The following is a 23,410-nucleotide window of genomic DNA, read 5'->3' as shown; positions in this document are numbered from 1 at the left end:
CTGTTTTTTGATATTTTACAGGAAAAAAAACACTTGTGTATTGACTTTGCGTCATTTCATTGACAGTGAATGGGTAGGGTTTGGTATTAGTAGATGATACTCGGCTCTTAGATCAGGTGGAACAGCGTGCGCTAACGCTCCCCGGAGAATAACTGGAGGCCGGATGGCTCTTAATCTTGGTGGAATAATTGGAAACAGTCCTGTACTGAAGGAGGTCTTTGCGATACTCGCAAAGGTTGCACCCACAGACAGCACCGTGTTGGTCACCGGGGAATCCGGCACGGGTAAGGAACTGCTGGTGCGTGCCTTGCATCGCAACAGCAAACGCAGGGAGAAGCCCTTCGTTCCGGTCAACTGCGGGGCAATTCCCAAGGAGTTGCTGGAGTCCGAGCTCTTCGGACACGAAAAGGGAGCATTTACCCATGCAGTCCGTTCCCGTCCCGGACGTTTTGAGCTTGCCGACGGCGGGACTATCTTTCTGGACGAAATCGGGGAGATGGATCTCAGCCTGCAGGTCAAGATCCTGAGGGTTCTGCAGGAAAAGGAGATCGAGCGCGTCGGCGGTACTTCCATCAAGAAGGTCGACGTGCGCATCGTCGCTGCCACTAACCGTGATCTTGAAGTGGAAGTCGCAGCGGGACGTTTCCGTGAAGACCTTTTTTACCGTCTGAATGTTATTCCCATGCACCTGCCGCCCCTGCGTGAACGCGGAGGGGATGTGCTGCTTCTGGCAAAGCATTTTTTGAATCGTTTCTGTGATGATAAGTGTATAGAACCACTGAAAATCAGGGACGATGCAGCTGATATGCTGGTATCCTACTCCTGGCCGGGCAATGTCCGTGAGCTTGAAAATTTCATGGAGCGCATGTGCATACTCTGTGACGCAGCCGAAATAGTCCCGGATGATCTTCCAGAAAAAATATGGAAGGACGTCGGCAGGGAGCCCAGGAAAAAGGTTGTTGAGCTGGTGCAGCCGGCCGGATTCTACTGGCCTACTCTGGACGACATGCAGGAGCATTCATCCGACGGGCTCAAGGATTTCCTTGAACAGATCGAGGATCGCCTGTTGATGGAAGCTCTTGAAAAATCCGCCGGGGTCAAGAACAAGGCTGCTGAACTTCTGGGGGTCAAGCGGACCACCCTAATTGAGAAAATCAAGAAAAGGAAACTGGAAGTATAGGTTATTAATAAATTTTTCTGTGGTGGTTATGCAGGGCAGGCAGGAATATTGCAAAGATACCTGGTTGTGACAATCAGCCGACTTACCGGGGTTTTCCGGGTCCTCTTTCTGGCGGCCGCTTTCTGGTTCGCCTGTCCTCATCCTGGTCACGCCATGGAGTATTATATTGATACCAAGGCGGACATGGATACCATTCGTCTTGTCTTTGACCAGAAGAATCTTTCAGGTTCAGTACGCCGTACCGGGCGAAATCAGGTTACGGTTTCCTTTCCCGATAATGCGCTCAGAGGCGAAAAGCAGCCTACCCCGACCCAACTGGGAGGGTTGCGCATAGTCAATTCCATCAAGATGGGTCCAAGTTCCGTCACCATTGGAACCCGTATGAACGGTTTCGGGTATATTCGTATCCCGGCTGGAAACGGGGAAATGCTCATCCAGTTTTTCCGTGATCCCATAGGCTCCAAGTGGCGCTCTCCGCAGGAAAAGGCGGCAGAAGCAAAGGAAGCAGCGCGTAAAAAAGCTGTTGCCGCCAAAGCCGCAGCAAAGAAATCTGCTCCTGCACCTAAAAAAACAGCTCCAGCACCCAAGGTGGCTGCCGAGCCCAAGAAAACTCCTGCACCGCCGGTTATAGCGGAAGTCGACCTTCCCGCGGACGAGGTGTCCCCTGTTCTCAAAGAAGAGCTTGCAGCGGCAGACCGGATCGAGAAACCGGTCGAACAGGCCCCTTTACCTTCCAATAGACGTCCTTTTTATTCCGTTCCTTACACCTATCGCGCTCCTGTGGCTCAGGTCGGCCCCTTTGATGCCAAGGCCGTGGACACCTCAACTCCCCCTGCAAGGGCTGGCGGTGCGTCCGGAACGGTTGTTCCCGCTCCACAGGCATCAGGCGCTGTTGTCCAGGTTGATGGCCCACAAGCCGGAGGAAGTGTCGGCGGGCAGGCTGCCGGTCAGGTTTCCGGGAAGATAGAACCTCCTGCAGCAGATACAGAAGAATTTTCAGAAGATGTACTACCGGAAACAATGACTCCCGGAGCGGCCACAGAGGAGACTTCTGATCAGGCCGTCTCGTCCGGTGGACAGGATGCAGAAGTCGTAACTGGCGAGGTTGCCGATGTTGTGGAGCAGCCTGTTCCGGCTCAGACTGTTTCCCGTAAAGAAACCGGTGTTGAGCCGAGCGGGCAGGTTCCTGTTGTCAGAACCGTTTCCGATCTTCCTCCGGGTACCGTAACTCCGCCTCAGACTGCTGACGGCAGTGCTTTCGGGCGTGTTGCCGCGCCTCCTCCGCCGGATCACGAAGGTGTATTCCTTCCTGAAACCGTGGAGATTGCCGAGCAGAAGACTGCCCCTCCCGTTGACTCCGCTGGGGCTGCTGTTGAGGAAGCTGTGCCTGTTCCGGCAGCTGCCGGTAAGGTTGCTGCTCCCGTTGAAGCTCCTGCTTCGCAGGCAGCCGGCAGAGTTGAACCCGTTGAAGGCGCTGTTGTCAGGCAGGTTGTTGCTCCTGAAAGCGGACAGGCTTCGGGCAGGATTTCACCTCCTGAAGAGAGTGGAGCTGCTGCATCAGGAGCCGTTGCTCCACCTTCGTTGCCGGAGGGGGACAGCTTTGAGGCTGACCAGTATCCGCCGCTTGAGGCAGGTGCTCCACAGGGTGAAGCCGCAGCAGGTTCCGAGGGCGTAGCTGAGACCGGCGACGCAGTTCAACCGGATGGAGCCGATGCTTATCCCGTTGAGTCTGCCGGGCAGCTTACCGAGATGCAGAAAGCCGAAGCTGAAGCCGCTGCCGAGGGCGGGGAAGGAGGCGAAGGTCAGCCATCACTGGAGGATAAACTCAAGGTAGCCAAAGGCGTGCTCCTTGCTGCGGAAGGAGCCCTAGACGAGGGGGAAATTGAAGCCGCAGTGAACGGGTTCAAGGAAGTCTCGCTGATGCCGAATATTCCTACTGAAATGCGTTTGCGTGCCTTGTACGGAAAGGCCGAGGCATTGACCGAATTTCATAAGGATGACCTTGCGGACAATTTCGGCGAAGTCGCCAGTGCCTGGATGGAAGCCATGAACGCCGATACCAAGGCACCTAATGTTCCCATGGCACTGCTCAATCTTGGGCTCATCAACCTGAAAGTGGGCAACATGCCCGAGGCCAAAGCCTATTTCAATCTGCTCAAATCGCAGTACCCCAACGACCCGAATGTTCCGTACATCAGCTATTACTGGGGTGAATATTATCTGGGAACGGAAGAGTACGAGAAGGCTGCCGACCAGTTCCAGTATCTTGTTCAGATGTACCCGGACAGCAAGGTTGTTCGTGATGCTGCCATCGGTCTTGCCAAGGCTCTTGATAAACTCGGGTACAATGAACAGGCCTATCAGATTATCGACTATATCGATAAACGCTGGCCCCGTTTCTACATTGAAGATCTGGGCTTCCTGCTTATGGCAGCCAACACCCAGAACCGGCTCGGCAAGCTTGACGATGCCAAGGGTAACTACTGGGCCTACTACAACCTTTCCCCTGAAGCCAAGGAGGCCGACATTGTTCTGGCCCGTGTCGGCGATATTTATCTGAAGGAGGGGGACAGGAACGCTGCAAAGGAAATTTACGAAAAGGCGGCCAAGGATTTCCCGGACAAGGAAGGCGGACTTGTTTCCATGATGCGTCTTGCGGAAGAGGGGATTTATGACGATCCCAGCATGTCCGAAATGGATAAGGTCTTTGACCGTCCCTACAACCTCAGGCCTCAGAAGATTTATACCCGTATTATTGAGAAGCATCCGGACAGTCCGCTTGCCCCGCTTGCTTTGCTGAAACTGGGAATGTGGTACTACTGGAACAAGAAGTACGGGGAATGCCTCGGCGCGGTACAGGATCTTCTGGACAAGTATCCGCGCAGCGGACTGCGTGAAAAGGCCGGACAGCTTGGTACCCGGGTCTTTGACAAGGCTGTCCCAGAACTGGTCAAGGACGAGAACTACGGACGGGTCATCAGCTACTGGAACGACTATGCCAGTAAGAATAACGACGGCAAGGACATAAACGATGACACCCGCATGGGTGTTGCGCTGAGCTTCTGGAAAAAAGAGCAGCCACATAAGGCCCTTGAGCTCATTGACCGTTATCTTCAGGATACTCAGGTTCCCAAGTATTCCGAGATGGCCCTTGATATGGCTCTGGGAATTTATGTGGACGAGCAGGCCTGGAGCAAGGTCACCGAACTTGTTGATCTGGCAACTAATAAATGGAAGCTTGATCCCAGACAGAAAGTTCATATAGAATACGCTCAGGCCATGGCCTACGAAAACCTCGGTGAGACGGAGCGCAGCACCCCGCTTTGGGCCGGGTTGGCCTCAAACCTTCTCCTGCCGGAGTCTTCAAGGGCTTATGCAATGTACTACATGGCCAAGTCCTCCATGAAGAAGAAAGAGCTGAAGAAAGTATTTGTCTATGCTCAGGAGGCCCTTTCCATGCTTCTTGAAACAAGTGGTGACCGGGAAAAGATCAAGGATTGCATCCTGATGACCATATACGCGGCTGAAAGTTCGGGCAGGTACCGTGAAGCTCTCAAGTGGGCGGCGGAATATGACAAGTACATTCCCATTTCCGATCCGGAGTGGGCATCATCAAGGTTCAGGCTGGCCCAGCTTTATGAAAAGGCCGGGGCCACTGCCGAATGGAAGAAGCTTATGGAGGAAGTGGCCAAGAAGAGCCCGGACGACCTTTACGGACGACTGGCAACCTCCGCACTTGAAACCTACAAGATTGAGCAGGATGCTTCCAGATTCAAGCCCGCTCCGTCATTTCAATAAAATGCACATGTTTTTCCCGGTGGCAGGAATCCGGGCAGGGCAGTAGCAGGACGCTGAACACGTTGCCGCAGGCAACCAACAGGCAGGTAAGCATGAACAGGAAACCCGTTGTAGCCGGAAGATTCTATACGGATGATCCCCGGCAGCTTAAGACTGAACTGCAGCAGTATGTCGGTGTACTGCCGGATAAATCAGCCATGCCGTATGACCGTCTGGTCATGCTTCCACATGCAGGCTACATGTTTTCAGGACTTCCTTGCGGCAAGACCATTGCCCGGTCCAATCTGGCTCCGACTGTAATTCTGATGGGGCCCAACCATACCGGGCTGGGCGCACCTATGTCTGTCTGGCCGTCAGGCTCATGGGAATTCCCCGGAGGAAAGCTGGATGTTGACCATGATCTGGCTGCAGCACTCATCAACAGCGGGGCCGGGTTTGTGGATAATCAGGCCGCCCACTCCCGGGAACATTCGCTTGAGGTCATAGTCCCGTTTCTGCATTACCATAACCCCTCCACCAGAATAGTTCCGGTCTGTGTTTCCGAATCATCTCCCGCTGCTCTCCGCAAGGCTGGCGAAGTTCTTGCCGAGATTATTGCCGCGTCTGATAAGCCGATTTCCATAGTGGTAAGCTCTGACATGAGCCATTTTGTGTCCGCTTCCAAGGCCAAGCGAATGGATTCAATGGCTCTTGAGGCCGTAATCCGTATGGACCCGCAGGATTTCTATTCTATAGTTGCTTCCAATCAGATCAGCATGTGCGGAGTTCTGCCCATGACCATGGCCATGTTCGCGGCCAAAAAATTGGGGGCCGGGTCAGGAAAGCTGGTGGAGTATACCAATTCCGGGCAGGTGACAGGCGACTATGAAAGCGTCGTTGCCTATGCCGGGGTGATTGTCAGCTAGTCTGCAAGCAGTCTGGAAATGTCCCGGCTTAGCGCCCGGGAATACCCGTTGATGAAATATCCGTTCTCTAAACCGCTGTAAGATGTAAGAAATAAAAGCCACCCCCTAAGTCTTGCCAATCAGGCGAAGCGGCATTATCTGTACTGATCGGTTCGGCAAAAGCCGGAGCGAAATTAAAAGATTATACCCGTCAAGGGTGAAGGATATATGCGCTATGAGCTTTTCCAGCGGTTATGCCATCGGTATTGATACCGGTGGTACCTATACTGATACAGTTATTCTGAACTGCGCTGATTTGAGCGTGATTGCCACTGCAAAATCCCCCACGACCCATCACGATCTGAGCCTCGGGCTGGCGGCTTCCCTTGACAAGGCCATAAGCGAAAGCGGCGTCGGTCCTGAAGATGTGAACCTTGTTTCCGTTTCAACCACCCTGGCAACCAATGCCGTGGTGGAAGGTAAAGGTTCTCGTGTCGGCCTGTTCATGATCGGCGATGTAAAGGCGTTGAAGTTGCCTGTCGTTACAATGCGCTTTATTCAGGGCGGACATAAGATCACCGGAGCGGAAGACGATCCGTTGGACATCGAATCTCTGGTGGACGGCATTAACGACATGCGCGGGCATGTGGACTCTTATGCAGTCTGCGGTGCCATGAGCATCAAGAATCCGGCTCATGAACTTATTGCTGCAAAAGCCATATCACTAACCGACCCAAAACCGGTGTTCTGTTCCCATGCAGTCAGCACCCGGGCCGGACAGCGTGAAAGGGCTGCAACCACGGTTCTCAATGCCAGGCTGATGCCTGTGATGAAGGATTTTCTGGCCGGGGTTGGCAAGGCTCTTGATGAGCGCGGGCTTGGTAAAGTGGTCGTGGTTGTACGCGGTAACGCAACTCCCATGAGCATGGAGGAAGCTGTCCAGCGCGCAGCGGATACCTTTGCCAGCGGTCCTGCTTCCACTGCCTACTACGGCAGTCTCTATTCTCCGGCAAAGGACGCCCTGATCGTTGACGTGGGCGGAACCACGACTGATGTGACCCTGATCCGTGATTCCCGTCCCACAATTCAGGAAAGCGGCAGTATCATTGGTGATTGGGAAACCCACGTCGAAGCGGTGGAGATGTTTACCGTAGGTATCGGCGGGGACAGTTTTTCGCGTATAAACCGTTCCGGTAAATTAGAAGTCGGGCCTGGCCGTGTCGTCCCTCTGTGTATGGCCGGTGAAATCCCTGCTCCTGCAGACTGGATCGGCCGTGGGCATGACTCCCACCTCATCAAGCCGGGACCCTCTGCAGCCGGTTCCGAAGACCCAGCAATTGTCTTTCTCAAGGAAAACGGTCCGGCAACTTTCAGCCGTGTGATGGAAGGTGTCGGAGCCGGTGAAATCCGTCTTACCGGAATCATTGCCGGTCTGGTGCGCGAACAGATTGTTGAAGAGGTAGGTTTTACCCCCACAGATGCCCTGCACGTGCTTGGAGAACTTGCAATCGGTGATCCGTCCGTGTCCGTGGCTGCCGCCGGTGTTCTCGGAGCCGAGTTCGGTCTTGATGCCGAAGGTTTTGCTCACATGGTTCTGGAAGAGACCCGCCTTAAGATTGAAAATGCCATGCTGGAACACATCATACGCAAGGAAATCGGCGGTAACATGGCCGGAATCATTGCCGGACGCTCCTCAAGTCCGCTGGTGAGCTTTGAACCTTCCCTGAATCTTCCCATTGTCGGCATCGGCGCCGCTGCAGGGAAACTTCTGCCTGAAGTGGCCCGCAGGCTGCACACCGAAGCCGTATTCCCGGAACACCATGAAGTTGGTAACGCGCTTGGAGCCGTAAGAATGGCTCTGGACAGCATGAACAAGGAGAATGAATAATGTTTGACCGCAAACCTACCGCCTGGGAATACTGCCTCGAAGGAGCCAGCGAGAATGCGGAAACCGAAGTAGTGCACGGCTGGATATTCAAGGACGGACAGTGGGTCAGCCATGCCTGGTGCGAGTTCGGAGACAGGGTCATTGATCTGACTTTATCCACCCATTCCACAGACAAGTTCAACTACTACACCAAGTACATGGTAAGCAGCGAGCGGTGCAAACGTTATTCACGCCTCGAATTTTTTGAACTGGTGGGCAACGAAAGGCATTTCGGACCCTACGACAAGGAATTTTTCTTTGCCGAGACATGTGACCGGGACCCGTTGGAGGTTCTGGCAGCAGAAAAGGATGCATAGCGTGTCCGGCGGTTTTTTCATCACCGGAACAGGAACAGATGTGGGCAAGACTGTGGTTACCGCAGCTCTTGCCCGTTTTCTGAAACAGTCCGGGCAGAATGTCCTTCCGGTCAAGCCGGTGCAGTCAGGTGGTATCAGGAATGCGCAGGGAAAGCTGGACTCTCCTGACGGCGAAGTTTACGCCGCGGCCGGTGCAGAGTGGAATCCGGAAATCCAGTGTCCGTACATCTTTGAGCCCCCGTGCTCACCGCATCTGGCTGCTAAGCTGGACGGAGTCGAGCTTGAAGTGGAGGCCGTGGCGGAAAAAGTCCGGGTCCTTGAGTCCGAGGGGCTGCTGCTGGTTGAAGGTGCGGGCGGCATAATGGTTCCCCTGAACGGGGATGCAACCATGCTGGACCTGATGCGTGAACTTGATTATCCGGTGATCCTTGTTTCTGAGAACAAGCTTGGAACCATCAATGAGACACTGCTTTCTGTCATGGCACTTCTTGATGCCGGGCTGGAAATTTCCGGGATAATCATGACCGCCCCCGGCGGGCCGGAACCAGCGGAATTCGGGATGGCCGAAGACAACATCCGTTCCATTGAACATTTTTCCGGTATCAGGGTGCTGGCCTCCATCCCGCATATCAGCGGCTGGGACTACAAAGACGAGAATTGCTGGGCCGAACTGGATAAATCCCTTGCCGGGCTTGAGCTGGACTAATATTTTGATGCGCTGCGCGCTTTTGACGGTCTGATTTCGCCTCCGGCGGTCAAAGTCCGCGACCCTTTGGAATCCCTGTTAGTTTAACCATCAGATTGCATCAAAAAGCACTCTGCACTATATTTTACTCAATTAATCAAATAGCTAACAGATTTATTCAGTGGCTATGCCCAATGACAATTTGTCATGTGTCACGGCGAAGCCTTGTCGAAAGGTATTGGGATTCTTAAACCCTTATGCAAAAGGGTTTAAGCTCCCGGAGGGGCGCCGAAGGCTTTTCCTACACAGGAGTCATATCAATGTCCGTTACAGAATCCATGCTGCGGTTTGACCGCGAGCATATCTGGCATCCGTACACCTCGGCAGTCCAGCCGCTGACGGTTTACCCTGTAAAACGCACCACGGGCGTCAGGATTGTCCTTGAGGACGATCGTGAGCTTATCGACGGCATGGCTTCGTGGTGGTGTGCCATTCACGGGTATAACCATCCGGTACTGTTGAATGCCCTGCGTGAGCAGGCGCAGGAAATGCCGCATGTTATGTTCGGTGGACTTACCCACGCCCCGGCCATTGAATTGGCCCGGAAGCTTGTGGAGATCACCCCTGACCCGCTTCAGCATGTTTTTATTGCCGATTCAGGATCGGTTTCCGTTGAAGTGGCCATCAAGATGGCAATTCAATACTGGTATGCACTGGGCAGGCCTGAGAAAAACCGTCTGATGACCGTGCGCAACGGCTATCATGGTGATACAATAGGCTGTATGTCGGTGTGTGATCCGGTTAACGGCATGCATTCCATGTTCAGTTCCGTTCTGCCTCAGCATATTTTTGCGGAAGCTCCACCTTGCCGCTTTGAGGGCGGTTGCAGCGATGCTGATTTCGCTGATTTCAAAGGTAAAATTGAACGGCATGCCCATGAACTTGCCGCGGTGATCATTGAGCCCGTTGTTCAGGGAGCCGGAGGGATGAGATTTTATCCGCCGGAATACCTCAAGCGGGTCCGGGAAGCCTGTGACGAGCACGGTGTGCTGCTCATCTGTGATGAAATCGCAACCGGTTTCGGGCGGGCAGGGGCCATGTTCGGCAGTGAGATTGCCGGCATCTGCCCGGATATAATGTGCGTAGGCAAGGCAATTACCGGCGGTATGATGAGTCTGGCGGCAACCCTTGCCACCCGTACTGTTGCCGAAGGTATTTCTTCGAATAGGGGTGTTTTCATGCACGGCCCCACATTTATGGGAAATCCCCTGGCCTGTGCTGTTGCCAATGCGTCGATCGACCTGCTGCTTGAAAGCGACTGGCAGCAGCGTGTGGGTAATATCACCGACAGGCTTTGTGCCGGGCTGGCTCCATGCAGAGACCTTTCAACTGTCGCCGATGTACGCTGCCTAGGGGCCATCGGTGTTGTTGAACTCAGGCAACCTGTGGATATGGAATTCATCCAGCGTGAATTCGTAAAACGTGGGGTCTGGGTGCGGCCGTTCGGTAAACTGGTGTATGTTATGCCGCCATATGTTATTTCAGATTCTGAGCTTGAAACGCTTACTTCGGCTATCTGCGAGGTGGTCGAGCTGCACAGGGGATAATCCATGGACAGAAACAATAAACAGAGACTTTGGGCCGCTGCTACTTCCGGGTCTGCAATTGACGAAGACACGGCTGTTTCCCTGCTGGGGGCTTCCCACGGGGAGCTCGCCGAGATACTGCATGCCGCCCACATGGTTACCACCCGCCGTTTCGGCCGCGAGGTAAGCCTTTGCTCCATTGCCAATGTTCGTAGCGGTAACTGCTCCGAAGATTGTAGCTTCTGTGCCCAGTCCAGCCATTTCAAGGGAACACCGGCCCCGACATATCCGCTCATGTCTGTTGAAGAGATCAGGAAGTGTGCTGACAAGGCCGGGCAGTCCCCAGTTGAGTTCTTCAGCTATGTAACCAGTGGCCGGGCATTGACCGGGAAATCCCTCAATCATGTCTGTGAGGCCGTTGACGGGATGCGCGACAGGTCTTTCTGTCATTGTGCCTCTCTGGGCTGCCTTGATTTCGATTCCTTGAAAAAGCTGCGGGAATCCGGTGTGGTGCGCTATCATCACAATCTGGAATCTTCGGAAAGCTATTTCCCGGAAGTCTGCACCACCCACAGCTATGCCGAACGAATCCGTACAGTGCGTGATGCAAAACGAGCCGGGTTGGAAGTCTGTTGCGGCGGGCTGCTCGGCCTTGGTGAAAGCCATGCGCAGCGGGTAGAGCTTGCAATGGCCATTGCTGCCGAGGAAGTTGATTCCATTCCCCTTAATTTTCTGGTTTCCATTCCCGGAACTCCGCTGGAGCATGTTGAGCCGCTGGAACCGCTGGAAATTCTGCTGACCATAGCCATGTTCAGGCTGGTCAATCCGCATTCGGAAGTGCGTATGGCGGCAGGGCGCGCCGCGCTCCGGTCGCTGCAGTCATTCATTTTTCATGCAGGCTGCAACGGTCTGATGGTCGGAGATTTCCTGACCGTATCGGGTCAGGGCATTGAGAATGACCTGACCATGCTCAAGGATTTGGGACTGAGTGTCAGGACTAAAGGGTAATTCCTGTCGCGGCTATGGAGCCTGACGTTTGTTTTTCTTGAGGATGTACTTCTTGAAGAGAATGGCTGACTCAAGGATCGGGTCTATTTCCAGAGCCCGGTCTATGTGTTTCAGGGCTTCAGCGTTTTCGCCGATTTCATAGTAGGCTCTGGCTATGTTGAAATGCAGGTTCTGGTCGGTATCATTGAGCTGCAGGGCCTTGCTGTAGTAGTTGATCGCTTCCTGATAAAGTTCCTGTTTGCGCAGGGTAATGGCTGCCGAATTGAATTCCTGGCGCTGCTCTTCAATGAATTCCTCGTTCTGGTTGCCGAGGATGTCCACTATATCAACCAGCTTGGCGTAGGCCATAGGTGTATCAATCTGCATCTGATTGTTGCCGGGCTCAAGCAGCAGGGCTTTCATCAGGGTTTGAATCTTCGCATGTCCGGATGTCTCCGACAGGGTTTCGGCACCGGCACCGAGCATTTCCTTGAGAACTTCCAGCTCTGGGAGCGGATGTATCATGTAATAGTCGATTTCTGGAGTAAAGGATGAAATGAATTCATCCCTGCTCATGGCGGAGAAAAGTCCGGAAGGGACGTTCTGCATGTTCAGAGGTTGAACATTGTAATCTTCGGAAGACGACTTGAGGACGTAATAGTATGTTTTTGTCTCCCTGCGCTGCATGGTAGTACCGGTCCCGGTGTGGTCCTTAAGGTTTTTGGAGTAAATTCCAAGAACTCGGTAAAACGTATCCATAGTAATCTCCCTCAGCAGCAGAATGCGTCAGCTTTAGATTGATAAAGCAATTAATATAAAAAAGCCCGTTATTTATAAACGGGCTTTTTTTCTTTGTCGATTAGAAATCGATTGTCAGTGCAAAATTATAACCTGCCTTCCTCAACGGCATGGCAGGCACAGATTCGATCGGTACCGGTATGGCGGGCAATGGGTATCTCTTCCCTGCAACGGTCGTTGGCGAACGTGCAGCGGCCGTTGAATACGCATCCTGAAGGCAGGTTGATGGGGGTAGGCACATCCCCGGAAAGGTGGATATGCTTCTTTTTTTCTCCTCCAAGTGCGGGAATGGCTGAAAGCAGGGCCGTGGTGTACGGATGCATCGGGTTGGCAAAGAGTTCCTTGGCCGGTGCCAGCTCGCAGAGGCAGCCGAGGTACATGACCGCCACGCGGGTACTGATGTGCTCAACAACCGACAGGTCATGGCTGATGAACAGGTAAGTCAGGCCGAGTTCTTCCTGTGCATCCATGAGCAGGTTCAGGATCTGGGCCTGAATGGACACGTCCAGCGCGGCAATGGGTTCGTCTGCAACAATGAATTCAGGCTCGACTGCCAGAGCGCGTGCAATGCTGATGCGCTGGCGCTGTCCGCCGGAGAATTCATGAGGATAGTTGCCGGACCATTCCGGGTCCAGACCAACGCTGCGCATGACCGCGTGCATCTTTTCCTTGGCATCTCCGCGGGAAATGCCCCTGTTGTGGAAGTATATCGGTTCCTCAATGATCTGACGGACCGTCATACGCGGGTTGAGGGATGCATAGGGGTCCTGAAAGACCATCTGCATCCTGCGGCGGAAGGGCAGCATCTTTGTTGCAGATAACGTGTCAATGCGCTGTCCGGCGTAATATATTTCGCCGGAATTGGGCGGGTAGAGCCCCATTACGGTTCTTGCAAGGGTTGATTTTCCGCAACCGGATTCGCCTACCACGCTCAGGGTTTCACCCTTTCTTATCTCAAAGCTTACGTTGTTGACCGCTTTGACGACGGTGTGCTTGCGCGTGATGCGTCCGTTTTCCATTTGCAGCTGGTCGAGCAGTCCGCCGGAAATGTCGAAATGCTTGACCAGATTTTTTATTTCAAGAAGGGAATCGGTTTGCATGACTAATCCCGGTTATATTTTGTCGGCATGATGGCAGGCCACCAGAATGCCGGATTTATTTTCTTTGAGCTCGGGGCGTTCCTTTTGGCAGATGTCGGTACAGTGCGAGCATCTGGGATTGAAGGGACATCCCTGGGGCATGTTCATGAGCGAGGGCATGGCTCCGGGAATCTGGGTCAGACGGTTCCCGGCACCACCGGACTGGGGCAGTGCGGCGATGAGTCCGCGGGTGTAGGGATGTCCGGGATTTTCCGTTACCTGCCGTGTTGAACCGGTTTCAACTATGCCGCCCGCGTACATGACCGCAATGCGCTGGGTCACTTCCGAAACAACCGCAAGGTCATGGGTGATCAGGATGAGTCCCATGTTCTCGGTCTGGCAGAGTTCCAGCAGCAGGTCCATGATCTCGGCCTGAATGGTGACGTCGAGCGCGGTTGTGGGCTCGTCGGCAATGATCAGGGCCGGGTTGGTCAGCAGCGAAATGGCTATGACGATGCGCTGGCGCATACCCCCGGAAAATTCGTGGGGATACTGGGCCAGACGTTTGCGCGGGGAGGGGATGTAGACCTTCTTGAGCTTTTCAAGGGCTATCTCTTCGGCCTCCTTGCGGGTGACGTTCATGTGAGCCAGAACTGTTTCAATCATCTGGGTTCCCACAGTGAGGACCGGGTTCAGGGTCATCATGGGGTCCTGGAAGATCATGGAGATGCGGTTTCCGCGGATTCCGCGCATCTTGTCAAAGGGCATTCTGGCAAGATCCTGCCCCTCGAACATGATTGAACCGTTTGAAATGTATCCGGGCTTGGAGATCAGGTTGATGATGGAAAAGCCGGTTACGGATTTCCCCGCTCCTGATTCGCCCACCAGTCCGAGCCGTTCTCCCTTGTCCAGATTGAAGCTTACATTCCGCACTGCCTGAAGGGGGCCACGGCGCAATGCAAACTCGACACTTAAATCCTTAACTTCAAGAAGAGGTTGCATTTATTATCCCTTGTACAGTTTGGGGTTGAGGAAATCCCTGACCCAGTCGCCCAGGAGGTTGATCACAAGGATCAGCAGTACCAGCACGATTCCGGGGAACATGGTGATCCACCATGAGCCGCTGAAGATGTATTCGAATCCCACGTTGATGAGGGAGCCGAGCGACGGCTGGGTGACGGGCATGCCCAGTCCGACAAAGGACAGGGCCGCCTCACTCATGATGGCGTTTGCAACCTGAATTGTGGAGATTACGAAGACAGGTGACAGGGTGTTGGGCAGCACGTGACGCAACATGATCCTTTTCTGGGAAAGGCCGATGACCCTTGCCGCTTCAACGTACTCCTTCTTTTTTTCAGCCAGGACCGATGCGCGGACTGTACGGGCGTACTGCGGCCATTCCGCAAACCCGATGACCAGAATCAGCAGGGGAACGGCGATTTCCTCGTATTTGGCTACCCCGAACATCGCCTGGAATATGGCCGAAATGAAGATGGCAACCATGTAGGTGGAGAAGGAGAGCTGCACGTCGGCTATGCGCATGAGGATCGATTCCACCTTTTTGCCCATGAAACCGGCGATGAGTCCGACCATGATGCCCATGAAGGCCTGCAGAGCAACTGCTCCGAGTCCGATGATAAGCGATACGCGCATGCCGTAGAGCATGGTGGAGAACAGGTCGCGTCCCTGTGCGTCGGTTCCCAGCAGGAACTCGGTGCTGCCTCCGGGCATCCAGGAAGGCGGAATCTCCGCGTTCAGGATGTTGATGTTGTGGGCGTCATAAGGGTTGAACGGCGCGATGAGCGGTGCCGCGAAGCCCATGAACAGAAGCACGACCAGAATGATGAAGCTTGTCAGGGCAACCTTGTCGTGCAGAAAGTCGTGCAGAAAATATGATTCCTTGAATCTCTGCCAGCGTGATCTGGTTTTCATTTATTTTTGCCCCGTTATTCTGACCTGCGGGTTGACGAGACCGTAGATGACGTCAACCACTGTGTTAACAACAACGAATATGAGCCCGACCACCACAAGGTAGGCCACCATAAGCGGGGCATCCCCGCGTTCGACCGCCTCAATGAACATGAAGCCCATGCCCTGCCACTGGAAAACAGTTTCAGTGAGGATGGTGAAGGCGATCATGGTTCCAAGCTGCACACCGCCCACCGTTATAACCGGCAGCAGGGTGTTCTTGAAGGCATGTACAATCCAGACCCTTCTGGGAGTGAGTCCCTTGGCCCAGGCGTACTTTATGTAGTCGTTTTCAAGTACTTCCATCATTTCGGAGCGGATGAGTCGGATGAAGAGGGGTAGCATGATGGAAGAAAGTGCAAGCGAGGGCATTATCAGGTGGAGCCATCCGTCAGCGGTGAGGAAGCCTGTGCGCCAACCGCCGAGATTCACTGTGACACCGCGCCCGTAGGACGGCAGCCAGTGAAGTTCCACCGAGAAAATATAGATCATGAGGATCGCGGTCAGGAATACCGGAATGGATACCCCGACAATGGACCCGCCCATGACAAATCGCGAGAACAGTGATTTGGGCCGGATGGCCGAGTAGATGCCAAGCGGCACGGAAAATATTACGATGATGAAAGCGGAGCACATGACCAGCTCAAGTGTGGCCGGTGCCTTGCTCAGGATGACTTCGAGAGCGGACTTCTTGTAGAAGAAGGATCTGCCGATGTCCCCTTTCATCGCTCCTTCAAGAAAACGGCCGAACTGGACCATGAACGGATCATTGAGTCCCAGTTCATCCCTTATTTTCTCCCTTTCCGCCGCTGATACAGATACGCCGGTGATTTCCCTCACCGGGTCACCGAAGCTCTGCTTGATGGCAAAGCCGATGAAGCTGATGATCAGCATGACGATGATCGCCTGCGCGATTCTTCGGATTATGAATGCAAACATTTTCTAATTAACTCCAGACGGACAATGATACGCCTCCGGCGGCTCTCCGGGAGCCCTGCGGGGCTTGGTTCTGTGGCGCTTTGCGCTGAAGGCGATCGGATTTCGCCTCCGGCGGCCAAAGGTTAAACCCTATTGGTCTTTATGGTCAGAAATATTCTTGTTAAATAAGGCGCTTAACAAGGCAAAGGGAACCCCGGTCGGAGTTCCCTTTGCTTTACTTAACTTTTTCAGTAATTCCCATTACTTGATGACGAGGTCGCCGAAGTAGGGGAAGTTCTGTACGTTGACGATCTCTTCGGTGTTCATGCCGTCCTTGGAAGCCCAGGACAGGTTCTGCCAGTGCAGGGGCACGTAAGCAGCTTCGTCGTAGAGTATCTTTTCAACCTTCTGGAGCATTTCGCTGCGCTTTGCAAGGTCGGTTTCGGTCTGGGAAGCGATAACCAGGGCATCCACTTCGGGGTTGCAGTAGTTACCGCTGTTGTACTGGCCGTAACCGGTTTCCTTGTTGGGGCACATGGTCAGGAATTCAGTGTAGTTGGCGGAGTCTTCGGTGTCAGGGTGCCAGCCGATCATCTGGATGTCGGCAACCTGTGCGTCGTACTCATCCCAGTACTGAGCCTTGGGCATGGTCTTCAGGTTGACCTTGATACCGATTTTGCCGAGCATGGAAACAAAGGCTTCAGCGATTTTTTCATCGTTAACATAACGGTTGTTGGGTGCGATCATGGTGCACTCGAAACCGTTCTCGTAGCCTGCTTCCTTCATGAGCTGCTTCGCTTTTTCAAGGTCATAGCGGGGCTTGAGTTCTGCATTGTAGCCGGCGAAACCTTCGGGGCCCTGCTGAGCAGCAACAGTGGCGAAGCCTTTCATGACCTTATCAACGATACCGGTATTATCGGTAGCATAAACAATGGCCTGACGGACTTTGACATCCTGGAAAGGCTTCTGGCGCTTCTGGTTCAGCTGGAAAGTGATGATACGGGAACCGGACATGGTGACCAGCAGCAGGCCTTCGGTGGACTCAACACGCTTCAGATCCTGCGGGGGAACGGGCATGATGAAGTCTACGTCACCGGAAAGCAGCGCTGCCACACGGGTGGCGTCGTTCTTGATGGGGGTCAGGATGATGGTATCAACGTTACCGGCCTTGTCCCAATATTCGGGGAAAGCCTGGAAGACAGTGCGAACACCCTGTTCACGCTCGGCAACAACGTATTTACCGGTTCCGGACTCGTTCACGTTAGCGAAGGAGGGGGCGGTTTTTACGATGGCGTCTTTGGGCTGGCCGGACTCATCGGTGCCGGTGTAGAACTTGCTGTCCATGGGGAAAATGTAGGTAGCCATGTTGAGCAGCAGACCGTAAGGTTCCTTGGTGATGATGTCGACGGTGTTTGCATCAACAGCCTTTGCAGGTGCGAAAGGCTCGAAAAGACCTTTGAAGTCGGCGCTTTTTTTGAGGCGATCGATAGACCAGACAACATCTTCAGCGGTGAAGGGGTTGCCGCTGTGGAATTTGACGCCCTTGCGCAGGTGGAAGCGCATGGTCTTGTCGTCAATGCGTTCCCATGACTCGGCCAGACGGGGCTCAAAGGAGCCGTCCTTGGCCCAGCGTACCAGAGGATCGAAAACCATGTGGGAGTACTGCAGCATACCGCCGGAAAGCTGTACCTGCGGGTCAAGAGAGACAGGGTCGGCATCCATGGCCAGTTTCAGGGTCTTGCCGGCTTTTTCAGCTGCTGCGGGAGCGGCTTTTTCAGCGGTTTCCTTTTTGGCAGGGGCCTCTTCCTTCTTTTCAGCGCTGCATCCGGCCAGACCGAGAGAGATAATAACTACAAGCGCAAGAAACAGTAATGAACGTTTCATCCTCACACTCCTTGGAAGATAAATACTGTGATAAAAGCACCAAACGCCGTTCTTTCAGGGACATCCTGAAAAAGCGAACATCGAAACAAGTAGAATTACAGGTAAAAACCTGCTTCCAGGCACGGCTTCCCCTTGCCGTGCACGCCCAATATTATTACACTTGATTTACTTTTTTCACAAATTCATAAGTCGTTGTAATTGCACTCTAAAAATAATTTGTAAACATATGTGTTCCGTATGGCGCACAATAATGCTGAAAAAATGAAAATTAAAAAATTTTATTCTCTTGGATGGGTGTTAATTATCCTTTTGTTTTCGGGAGCATTCTCCGGATGTGCCTCCCTGAATCCCTTCTCGGACTCCATTGCGGAATACGATCTTGACGGAAAACATGACATAGAACTCGGCTTGATGCCGGGTGATGAAATCGCTTTTGAAATGCGGGATCCCGGTTCAGGAGGGTACTTGTTTGACGGGGTGACTTTTGACCCGAAACTCGTTCGCCTTGCGAAATACAAAATTTTAAAGCCAGAATCTGGTCTTTTGGGAGATTTTGGGCGCTGGCGTTTCGAATTTACCATTCTGAATGTGGGAGAAACTACGGTGGCCATCAACATCAAGCGCTCGGGGGACAAGCAGCGTGACGCCTACAAGGTCATCAACCTGAACATTACCAAGGACGGCCCACCATTTTTTAAATGGTAGATATTTTACGGTGATCAAAGTAAAGCCCGTGACATCTTTTTGGATGTCACGGGCTTTTTTACGGGTACTTTGTGCATCGAAGCCCCGACTGACGCTGCGGCCGGGCTTATTCTTTATCCAGTCCGAACCGCTGGTCGGTCTTGATCAGGCTGTAGTCGAGCAGCGTTGTGCCGGGACATATGGCGGCGATCATCTTTGCCGGACTCATGTATAGATCAGTCCAGTCAAAGGTCATCTTTATGGTCCGGTCATTCACTTCTTCGAAGTTCACAAGTGTCGGGCGTACATCCTTTTCCTTAACCTTTTTCTTGGTGGTGTGGGAAACGGTGTAGCTTTCGGACTCGACGAACTCGCGCAGCCTGGCCAGTTTGTCAGCCTTGGCTTCATCGGAGCAGGTGAAGGTGAGGATGAAATCCTCAACCTGCGGCTGGGCCTGTTTCTTGGACAGGGTCAGCGGCTCAGCACCGATAATCTTTATGCCGATGGGCATCTGCCTGTTAAGCCGGTCCACCAGATCCTGAGCGGAAATCTCGGTGCGCAGCATGATGTTCATCCATTCCTTGAGGCTTTCCACTCCTACAGGAAGCGCGCGTCCGAAGGACATGCGCGGCATGGGGTGGAATCCCTGCGAGAAGCTCAGGGGAAGTCTTGCCCGGCGCATGGCCCTTTCAATGACCGGCTGGAGATCCAGCTGGGAAAGGTAGGCCGTGGTTCCGGTCTTGGTGTACCAGAGGCGGAAGTTGCTGCCCTTGGCTCCGAGATCGAGTTTCTCCTCCTGCACGAAAGGCGGGACTTCGCCGGTCTGGTCACGGCTTTCGAAGACCATGCGCGGACGGATTTCCTTTGTCTCGGCCTGCTGCCGGAGCAGGGATTTGCGTCCTTCAAATTCACAGACCCCGCAGTTGCGGCAGGCTTCGTAACGGCAGTCGCCGGTGATCTTCTGCGCGTAGCCGCGATTGCGTTCGGTAAGCAGGAACTGCTTGCTTACACCGCTTGAAAGGTGGTCCCAGGGCAGGCGGGCATCAAGGTCGCGGGCTCCGCTGTATTCTGCCGGGTCGAGTCCTTCCTCTGCCATCGCCTCAAGATATGGTTCCAGTTGCAGGTGGTCTTTCCAGCTGGAGAAGAGCGCACCTTTCCGGTAGGCCTTCTCGACAACAGGACCGAGTCTGCGGTCTCCTCGTGAAAATATTCCTTCAAGGAAGGTCATCCGCGGAATGTGCGATTTCATTTTAATGCGTTTGACCTTGTTGAACTTGGCCCGCAGGTAGTCGAGCCTTTCGTATATTTCTTCCATTGAGATCTGGCGTTCCCACTGGAAGGGGGTGTGCGGCTTGGGCACAAAGGGAGAAACCGCAGCGGTAATGTTCAGGTTCTTGACCTGCCAGCCTGCCACATCGCGCACTTTCATGCAGAGATCGAAAATTGCGTCGAGATCCTCGAACGTCTCGGAGGGCAGTCCGATCATGAAATAGAGCTTAATGTTCCGCCAGCCGTTGTTGTAGAGCATCAGGGCGTGTTCAAGCAGTGCTTCCTCAGTGATACCCTTGTTGATCACATCACGCATGCGCTGGCTTCCCGCTTCGGGAGCCAGTGTGGCCCCGGTACGGCGGATGGTGGAGATGCGTTCCATGATCGGGTTGGAAAGCGAACCCACGCGCAGGGACGGAAGGGATATGGAAATCTGTTCTGCCGCGCAGTAGTCAAAACACTTGGCGAAAAGGGTATCCAGCGCGGAGTAGTCACCGGTGCTGAGCGAAAGGAAGGAGGTTTCCTCGTATCCGGTACGGTCCAGTCCATCCATCAGGGTGGCGGTGAGTGTTTCCGGAGTGCGTTCGCGGACCGGGCGGTAGATTATACCTGCCTGGCAGAAACGGCAGCCTCTGGTACAGCCCCTGGCTATTTCCATGGTCAGGCGGTCATGGATGGCTTCGCCGTACGGAAGTATCTGGTCCTTTGGAAAGGGAATCGGTTCGAAATCCTCTACAAGGGCTTTTTCCACGAAGAAGTCTCCGGGGTTTTCCGGGTCGAAGAATTCAGGGATGTAGATGCCGGGAAGTTTAGCAAGGGCTTCCAGCTTTTCTTTTCTTCCCAGTCCTTTTTCCTTGCAGTCAGCGATTACTTCCATGACGCGGACCATGGATTCTTCGCCGTCTCCAAGCATGATGACGTCGAAGAACTCGGCCATGGGTTCGGCGTTGAAGCAGGCCCCGCCACCGGCTATGATCAGCGGGGATTCATCGCCGCGGTCTGCTGATTTCAGGGGAATCCCGGACAGGTCGAGCATGAAGAGCACGTTGGTATAGCAAAGTTCGTGGGTCAGGCTGATTCCGAGTGCGTCAAGCTCCCTGATTGGTGTGTCGCTTTCCATGGTTGCCAGCAGTTCGCCGTGTTCGCGCATTATTCCGGCGGTTTCCAGGCAGGGAACATAGACCCGTTCTGCGTAGAAGTCGGCGTGGTTGTTGACGATTTCATAGAGGATCTTCTGTCCAAGATAGGACATGCCGACCTCGTAGAGGTCCGGAAAACCGATGGCAATGCGTGCACGGACCTTCGCGGGGTCCTTGTGGACGGAACCCCATTCCGACCCGAGGTAACGGGTGGGGCGGGGCAGGAGGGGAAGCAGTTTCTTCAAAAGATCAGCCCTGAATTTGGTTAAAAGGTATGGTCGAAAAGGGGGCCGGAATCGGCCCCCCTGTAACTGTTCTACTCTGTATTATTTTTTGAGCAGGTCGGAAATGTTGCTGATATTTCCGCTGCCGAGTCCGCCGCCAAGACCGCCGAGTCCGCCGGAGGACAGGGTCAGGTTGCTGGAAGCTTCAAGGTACTTGGTGGAAACATCTTCCGGGCAGTTCTTGTAGGTGTAGATGATGTGGCGTCCGTCTATTTCACCTTCAATCTCGTTATCAAAGGGGTAGCCGAAGGGCAGGATCATCATCTGCACGCCCTGCTGGGAGGGGATGGTCTGAAGCACAGCGGGATCATTGATTTTGTTATTGGCGGCGTCCCATTTACCGATAACCATGTCGCCGTTGATCAGTTTGAAAAGTTTTACATCGTAAGCCATTGTACTCTCCTTGAATATTAAATCGCTATCATAAAAATAAACCGGAATAGTCCGTGATAGTCTGTTCCGGCTTATGTGATTGCGTCTGGTCCAACTGCTGAGAAGTAGTGGTTGCAGGGCGTAGTGTCAAGGCTCAAAGGCGGTTGTAGCACTTTTGATGGTGCTTAAACGGAAACAGGCTCCGGTCTTGTCTCCGAAGCCTGTTTCTGTTTATGCGAAAGTGATGAGCCTTTCGCGGGAAGTGATTGCGCTGCTGAAATTATCTCTCAGCAAATTCTGCATCTATATCCTGATCCTTCGTTGGCTTTCGGACCATGTAGATGGCAATGGAACTCAGAAGGCAGCTGATCCCGCAGATGGTGAATGCGAGAGGGAAGTTGCCGAGATCTCCGAGCTGTCCGCCGAGCATGGGGCCGAAGACTCCTCCCATGCCATAGGCCAGGAATATGTACGGATAGTTCTGACCTACGTTTTTGGTGCCGAATGTATCGGCAGTAATAGTGGGGAAGAGCGCGAAGTTGCCACCGAAGTTGAAACCGATGATGGTTGCACCCACGTAGAGCAGCAACTGGTTTCCTGCCATGGCGGTAAACATGAGCAGAGTGAGGCCCTGAATCGCTGTCATGAGCAGGATCGAGTTTTTGCGTCCAAGTCTGTCACTGAGCGAACCCCAGATGATTCTGCCGAGGCCGTTGGCGAGGCTGAAGAATACAGCCATTGCCGTTCCTGCTATCGCGCTTGCTTCTGCAGCAGAGTGCCCGGACTGCTGCAGTGCTTCCATCGGATAAAGCTTCATGAGGCCGATGGACATGAGCCCTGCGGCTGCACTGAAGGTAAAGGTTGCAAAGATCAGATAGAACTGAGGGGTGCGCAGCATCTCGCTTATGGAAAAGTTCTCTTCATTGGCATCATTTGCCGCCGCCGGATTGGACCGGGGATGGTAGCCCTTGGGAGCCCAGCCTTCTGGCGGAAATCTCATCCAGATACTGCCCACTGCAATCATTGCACAGAATATGAGACCGTAAAGGGAGAAGGTTCCGGACAGGCCGATGGTGCCGATAAGGTTGCCCCACGCACCGGCCAATTTTACCCAGGCCATGGCACCGAAGCCGAAACCGGCGACTGCCAGACCGGTGATGAACCCTTTCTTGTCAGGGAACCAGCGCATGCCCACGGCAATGGGTACAACGTAGCCAAGACCGATTCCGGCACCGCCGATAAGTCCGATGAACAGGCACAGAGCCGGAAAATTTGTTCCGCCGACCAGACCTGCAAGGGCATAGCCTGCTCCAAGAACGACCGCACTCATAAAAGAGAGCTTGGCGGGACCCCACGAGGCCAGTTTTTTACCGGCCCAGACCATGGATATGGCAAAGGCCACCAGAGCGATGGAGAATACCGCCTGAGACTGAAATTTTGTCCACCCTGCTTGAATAAGGGATGGGGTGAATACAGACCACGCATAGATGGCACCGAGGGCCAGCTGCATCAGTACCGCCCCCAGGACTGCCAACCATCTGTTCATTACTTTTTTATCACTCATATCTACCCCCGGTGATTGTTGTTTCTTTTGCAGGTATGAAAATATACCCGAGTTCTCTGTTGTTTTTACTTCTGCTTCTGCCAATCC

At 53.6% G+C, this 23,410-nt stretch carries 18 protein-coding genes; 9 read left to right on the top strand and 9 right to left on the bottom strand.

Annotated features, from left to right (window positions below; all coding sequences use genetic code 11):
• Positions 1-163 precede the first annotated feature (163 nt).
• From N7E73_RS04470 to bioB, 8 genes are all read left to right on the top strand, one after another.
• On the top strand, positions 164-1,180 hold the full coding sequence (locus tag N7E73_RS04470) for a sigma-54 interaction domain-containing protein (RefSeq protein ID WP_432737826.1): 1,017 nt from the start codon (positions 164-166) through the stop codon (positions 1,178-1,180).
• Positions 1,181-1,228: 48 nt separating this feature from the next.
• Positions 1,229-4,978 (top strand): tetratricopeptide repeat protein, encoded by a 3,750-nt coding sequence (locus tag N7E73_RS04465; protein ID WP_432737825.1) that lies wholly within the window; start codon positions 1,229-1,231, stop codon positions 4,976-4,978.
• A gap of 92 nt (positions 4,979-5,070) precedes the next feature.
• Positions 5,071-5,883, top strand: coding sequence for an AmmeMemoRadiSam system protein B (gene amrB, locus N7E73_RS04460; RefSeq protein WP_432737824.1), 813 nt, complete (start codon positions 5,071-5,073; stop codon positions 5,881-5,883).
• Positions 5,884-6,097: 214 nt separating this feature from the next.
• Complete coding sequence (locus N7E73_RS04455; RefSeq protein WP_432737823.1) at positions 6,098-7,750, top strand: hydantoinase/oxoprolinase N-terminal domain-containing protein; 1,653 nt, start codon at positions 6,098-6,100, stop codon at positions 7,748-7,750.
• Positions 7,750-8,106 carry a hypothetical protein gene (locus N7E73_RS04450; RefSeq protein ID WP_432737822.1) on the top strand — a complete coding sequence of 119 codons (357 nt, stop codon included), beginning with the start codon at positions 7,750-7,752 and terminating at the stop codon, positions 8,104-8,106. Before N7E73_RS04455 ends, N7E73_RS04450 begins: the two co-directional genes overlap by 1 nt.
• Positions 8,099-8,812 carry a dethiobiotin synthase gene (gene bioD / locus N7E73_RS04445; protein WP_432737821.1) on the top strand — a complete coding sequence of 238 codons (714 nt, stop codon included), beginning with the start codon at positions 8,099-8,101 and terminating at the stop codon, positions 8,810-8,812. Before N7E73_RS04450 ends, bioD begins: the two co-directional genes overlap by 8 nt.
• 299 nt (positions 8,813-9,111) lie before the next feature.
• On the top strand, positions 9,112-10,398 hold the full coding sequence (gene bioA, locus N7E73_RS04440) for an adenosylmethionine--8-amino-7-oxononanoate transaminase (RefSeq protein WP_432737820.1): 1,287 nt from the start codon (positions 9,112-9,114) through the stop codon (positions 10,396-10,398).
• Between the two features lie 3 nt (positions 10,399-10,401).
• Positions 10,402-11,385 carry a biotin synthase BioB gene (gene bioB, locus N7E73_RS04435; RefSeq protein ID WP_432737819.1) on the top strand — a complete coding sequence of 328 codons (984 nt, stop codon included), beginning with the start codon at positions 10,402-10,404 and terminating at the stop codon, positions 11,383-11,385.
• Positions 11,386-11,397: 12 nt separating this feature from the next.
• Here bioB and N7E73_RS04430 read toward each other — a convergent pair whose 3' ends face one another.
• From N7E73_RS04430 to N7E73_RS04405, 6 genes are all read right to left on the bottom strand, one after another.
• On the bottom strand, positions 11,398-12,123 hold the full coding sequence (locus tag N7E73_RS04430) for a tetratricopeptide repeat protein (RefSeq protein ID WP_432737818.1): 726 nt from the start codon (positions 12,121-12,123) through the stop codon (positions 11,398-11,400).
• Between the two features lie 125 nt (positions 12,124-12,248).
• On the bottom strand, positions 12,249-13,262 hold the full coding sequence (locus N7E73_RS04425; RefSeq protein ID WP_432737817.1) for an ABC transporter ATP-binding protein: 1,014 nt from the start codon (positions 13,260-13,262) through the stop codon (positions 12,249-12,251).
• Positions 13,263-13,274: 12 nt separating this feature from the next.
• Positions 13,275-14,243: an ABC transporter ATP-binding protein gene (locus N7E73_RS04420; RefSeq protein ID WP_432737816.1), complete on the bottom strand. Its 969-nt coding sequence runs from the start codon at positions 14,241-14,243 to the stop codon at positions 13,275-13,277.
• A 3-nt stretch (positions 14,244-14,246) separates the two neighbouring features.
• A complete protein-coding gene (locus N7E73_RS04415) occupies positions 14,247-15,173 on the bottom strand; it encodes an ABC transporter permease (RefSeq protein WP_432737815.1) in 927 nt (308 codons plus the stop codon).
• Positions 15,174-16,148, bottom strand: a complete 975-nt coding sequence (locus tag N7E73_RS04410) for an ABC transporter permease (protein WP_432737814.1) — start codon at positions 16,146-16,148, stop codon at positions 15,174-15,176.
• Between the two features lie 240 nt (positions 16,149-16,388).
• Positions 16,389-18,011, bottom strand: a complete 1,623-nt coding sequence (locus N7E73_RS04405) for an ABC transporter substrate-binding protein (RefSeq protein WP_432737813.1) — start codon at positions 18,009-18,011, stop codon at positions 16,389-16,391.
• A gap of 237 nt (positions 18,012-18,248) precedes the next feature.
• Here N7E73_RS04405 and N7E73_RS04400 point away from each other — a divergent pair, with 237 nt between their 5' ends.
• On the top strand, positions 18,249-18,716 hold the full coding sequence (locus N7E73_RS04400; RefSeq protein WP_432737812.1) for a hypothetical protein: 468 nt from the start codon (positions 18,249-18,251) through the stop codon (positions 18,714-18,716).
• A gap of 106 nt (positions 18,717-18,822) precedes the next feature.
• Here the strand turns inward: N7E73_RS04400 and N7E73_RS04395 are convergent, their stop codons facing one another.
• From N7E73_RS04395 to N7E73_RS04385, 3 genes are all read right to left on the bottom strand, one after another.
• Entirely contained in the window at positions 18,823-21,348 is a 2,526-nt protein-coding gene (locus tag N7E73_RS04395; protein WP_432737811.1) for a TIGR03960 family B12-binding radical SAM protein, read from the bottom strand.
• An 81-nt stretch (positions 21,349-21,429) separates the two neighbouring features.
• The gene (locus N7E73_RS04390) at positions 21,430-21,780 is read right to left on the bottom strand and encodes a hypothetical protein (protein ID WP_432737810.1); all 351 of its coding nucleotides are present in this window, start codon (positions 21,778-21,780) and stop codon (positions 21,430-21,432) included.
• A gap of 259 nt (positions 21,781-22,039) precedes the next feature.
• Positions 22,040-23,323 (bottom strand): L-lactate MFS transporter, encoded by a 1,284-nt coding sequence (locus N7E73_RS04385; RefSeq protein WP_432737809.1) that lies wholly within the window; start codon positions 23,321-23,323, stop codon positions 22,040-22,042.
• Positions 23,324-23,410 lie beyond the last annotated feature (87 nt).

The organism is Maridesulfovibrio sp. FT414 (assembly GCF_050916235.1).
In the GTDB taxonomy this organism is placed as follows: Bacteria; Desulfobacterota; Desulfovibrionia; order Desulfovibrionales; family Desulfovibrionaceae; genus Maridesulfovibrio.
This window is presented reverse-complemented; position numbering and strand designations above follow the sequence as displayed.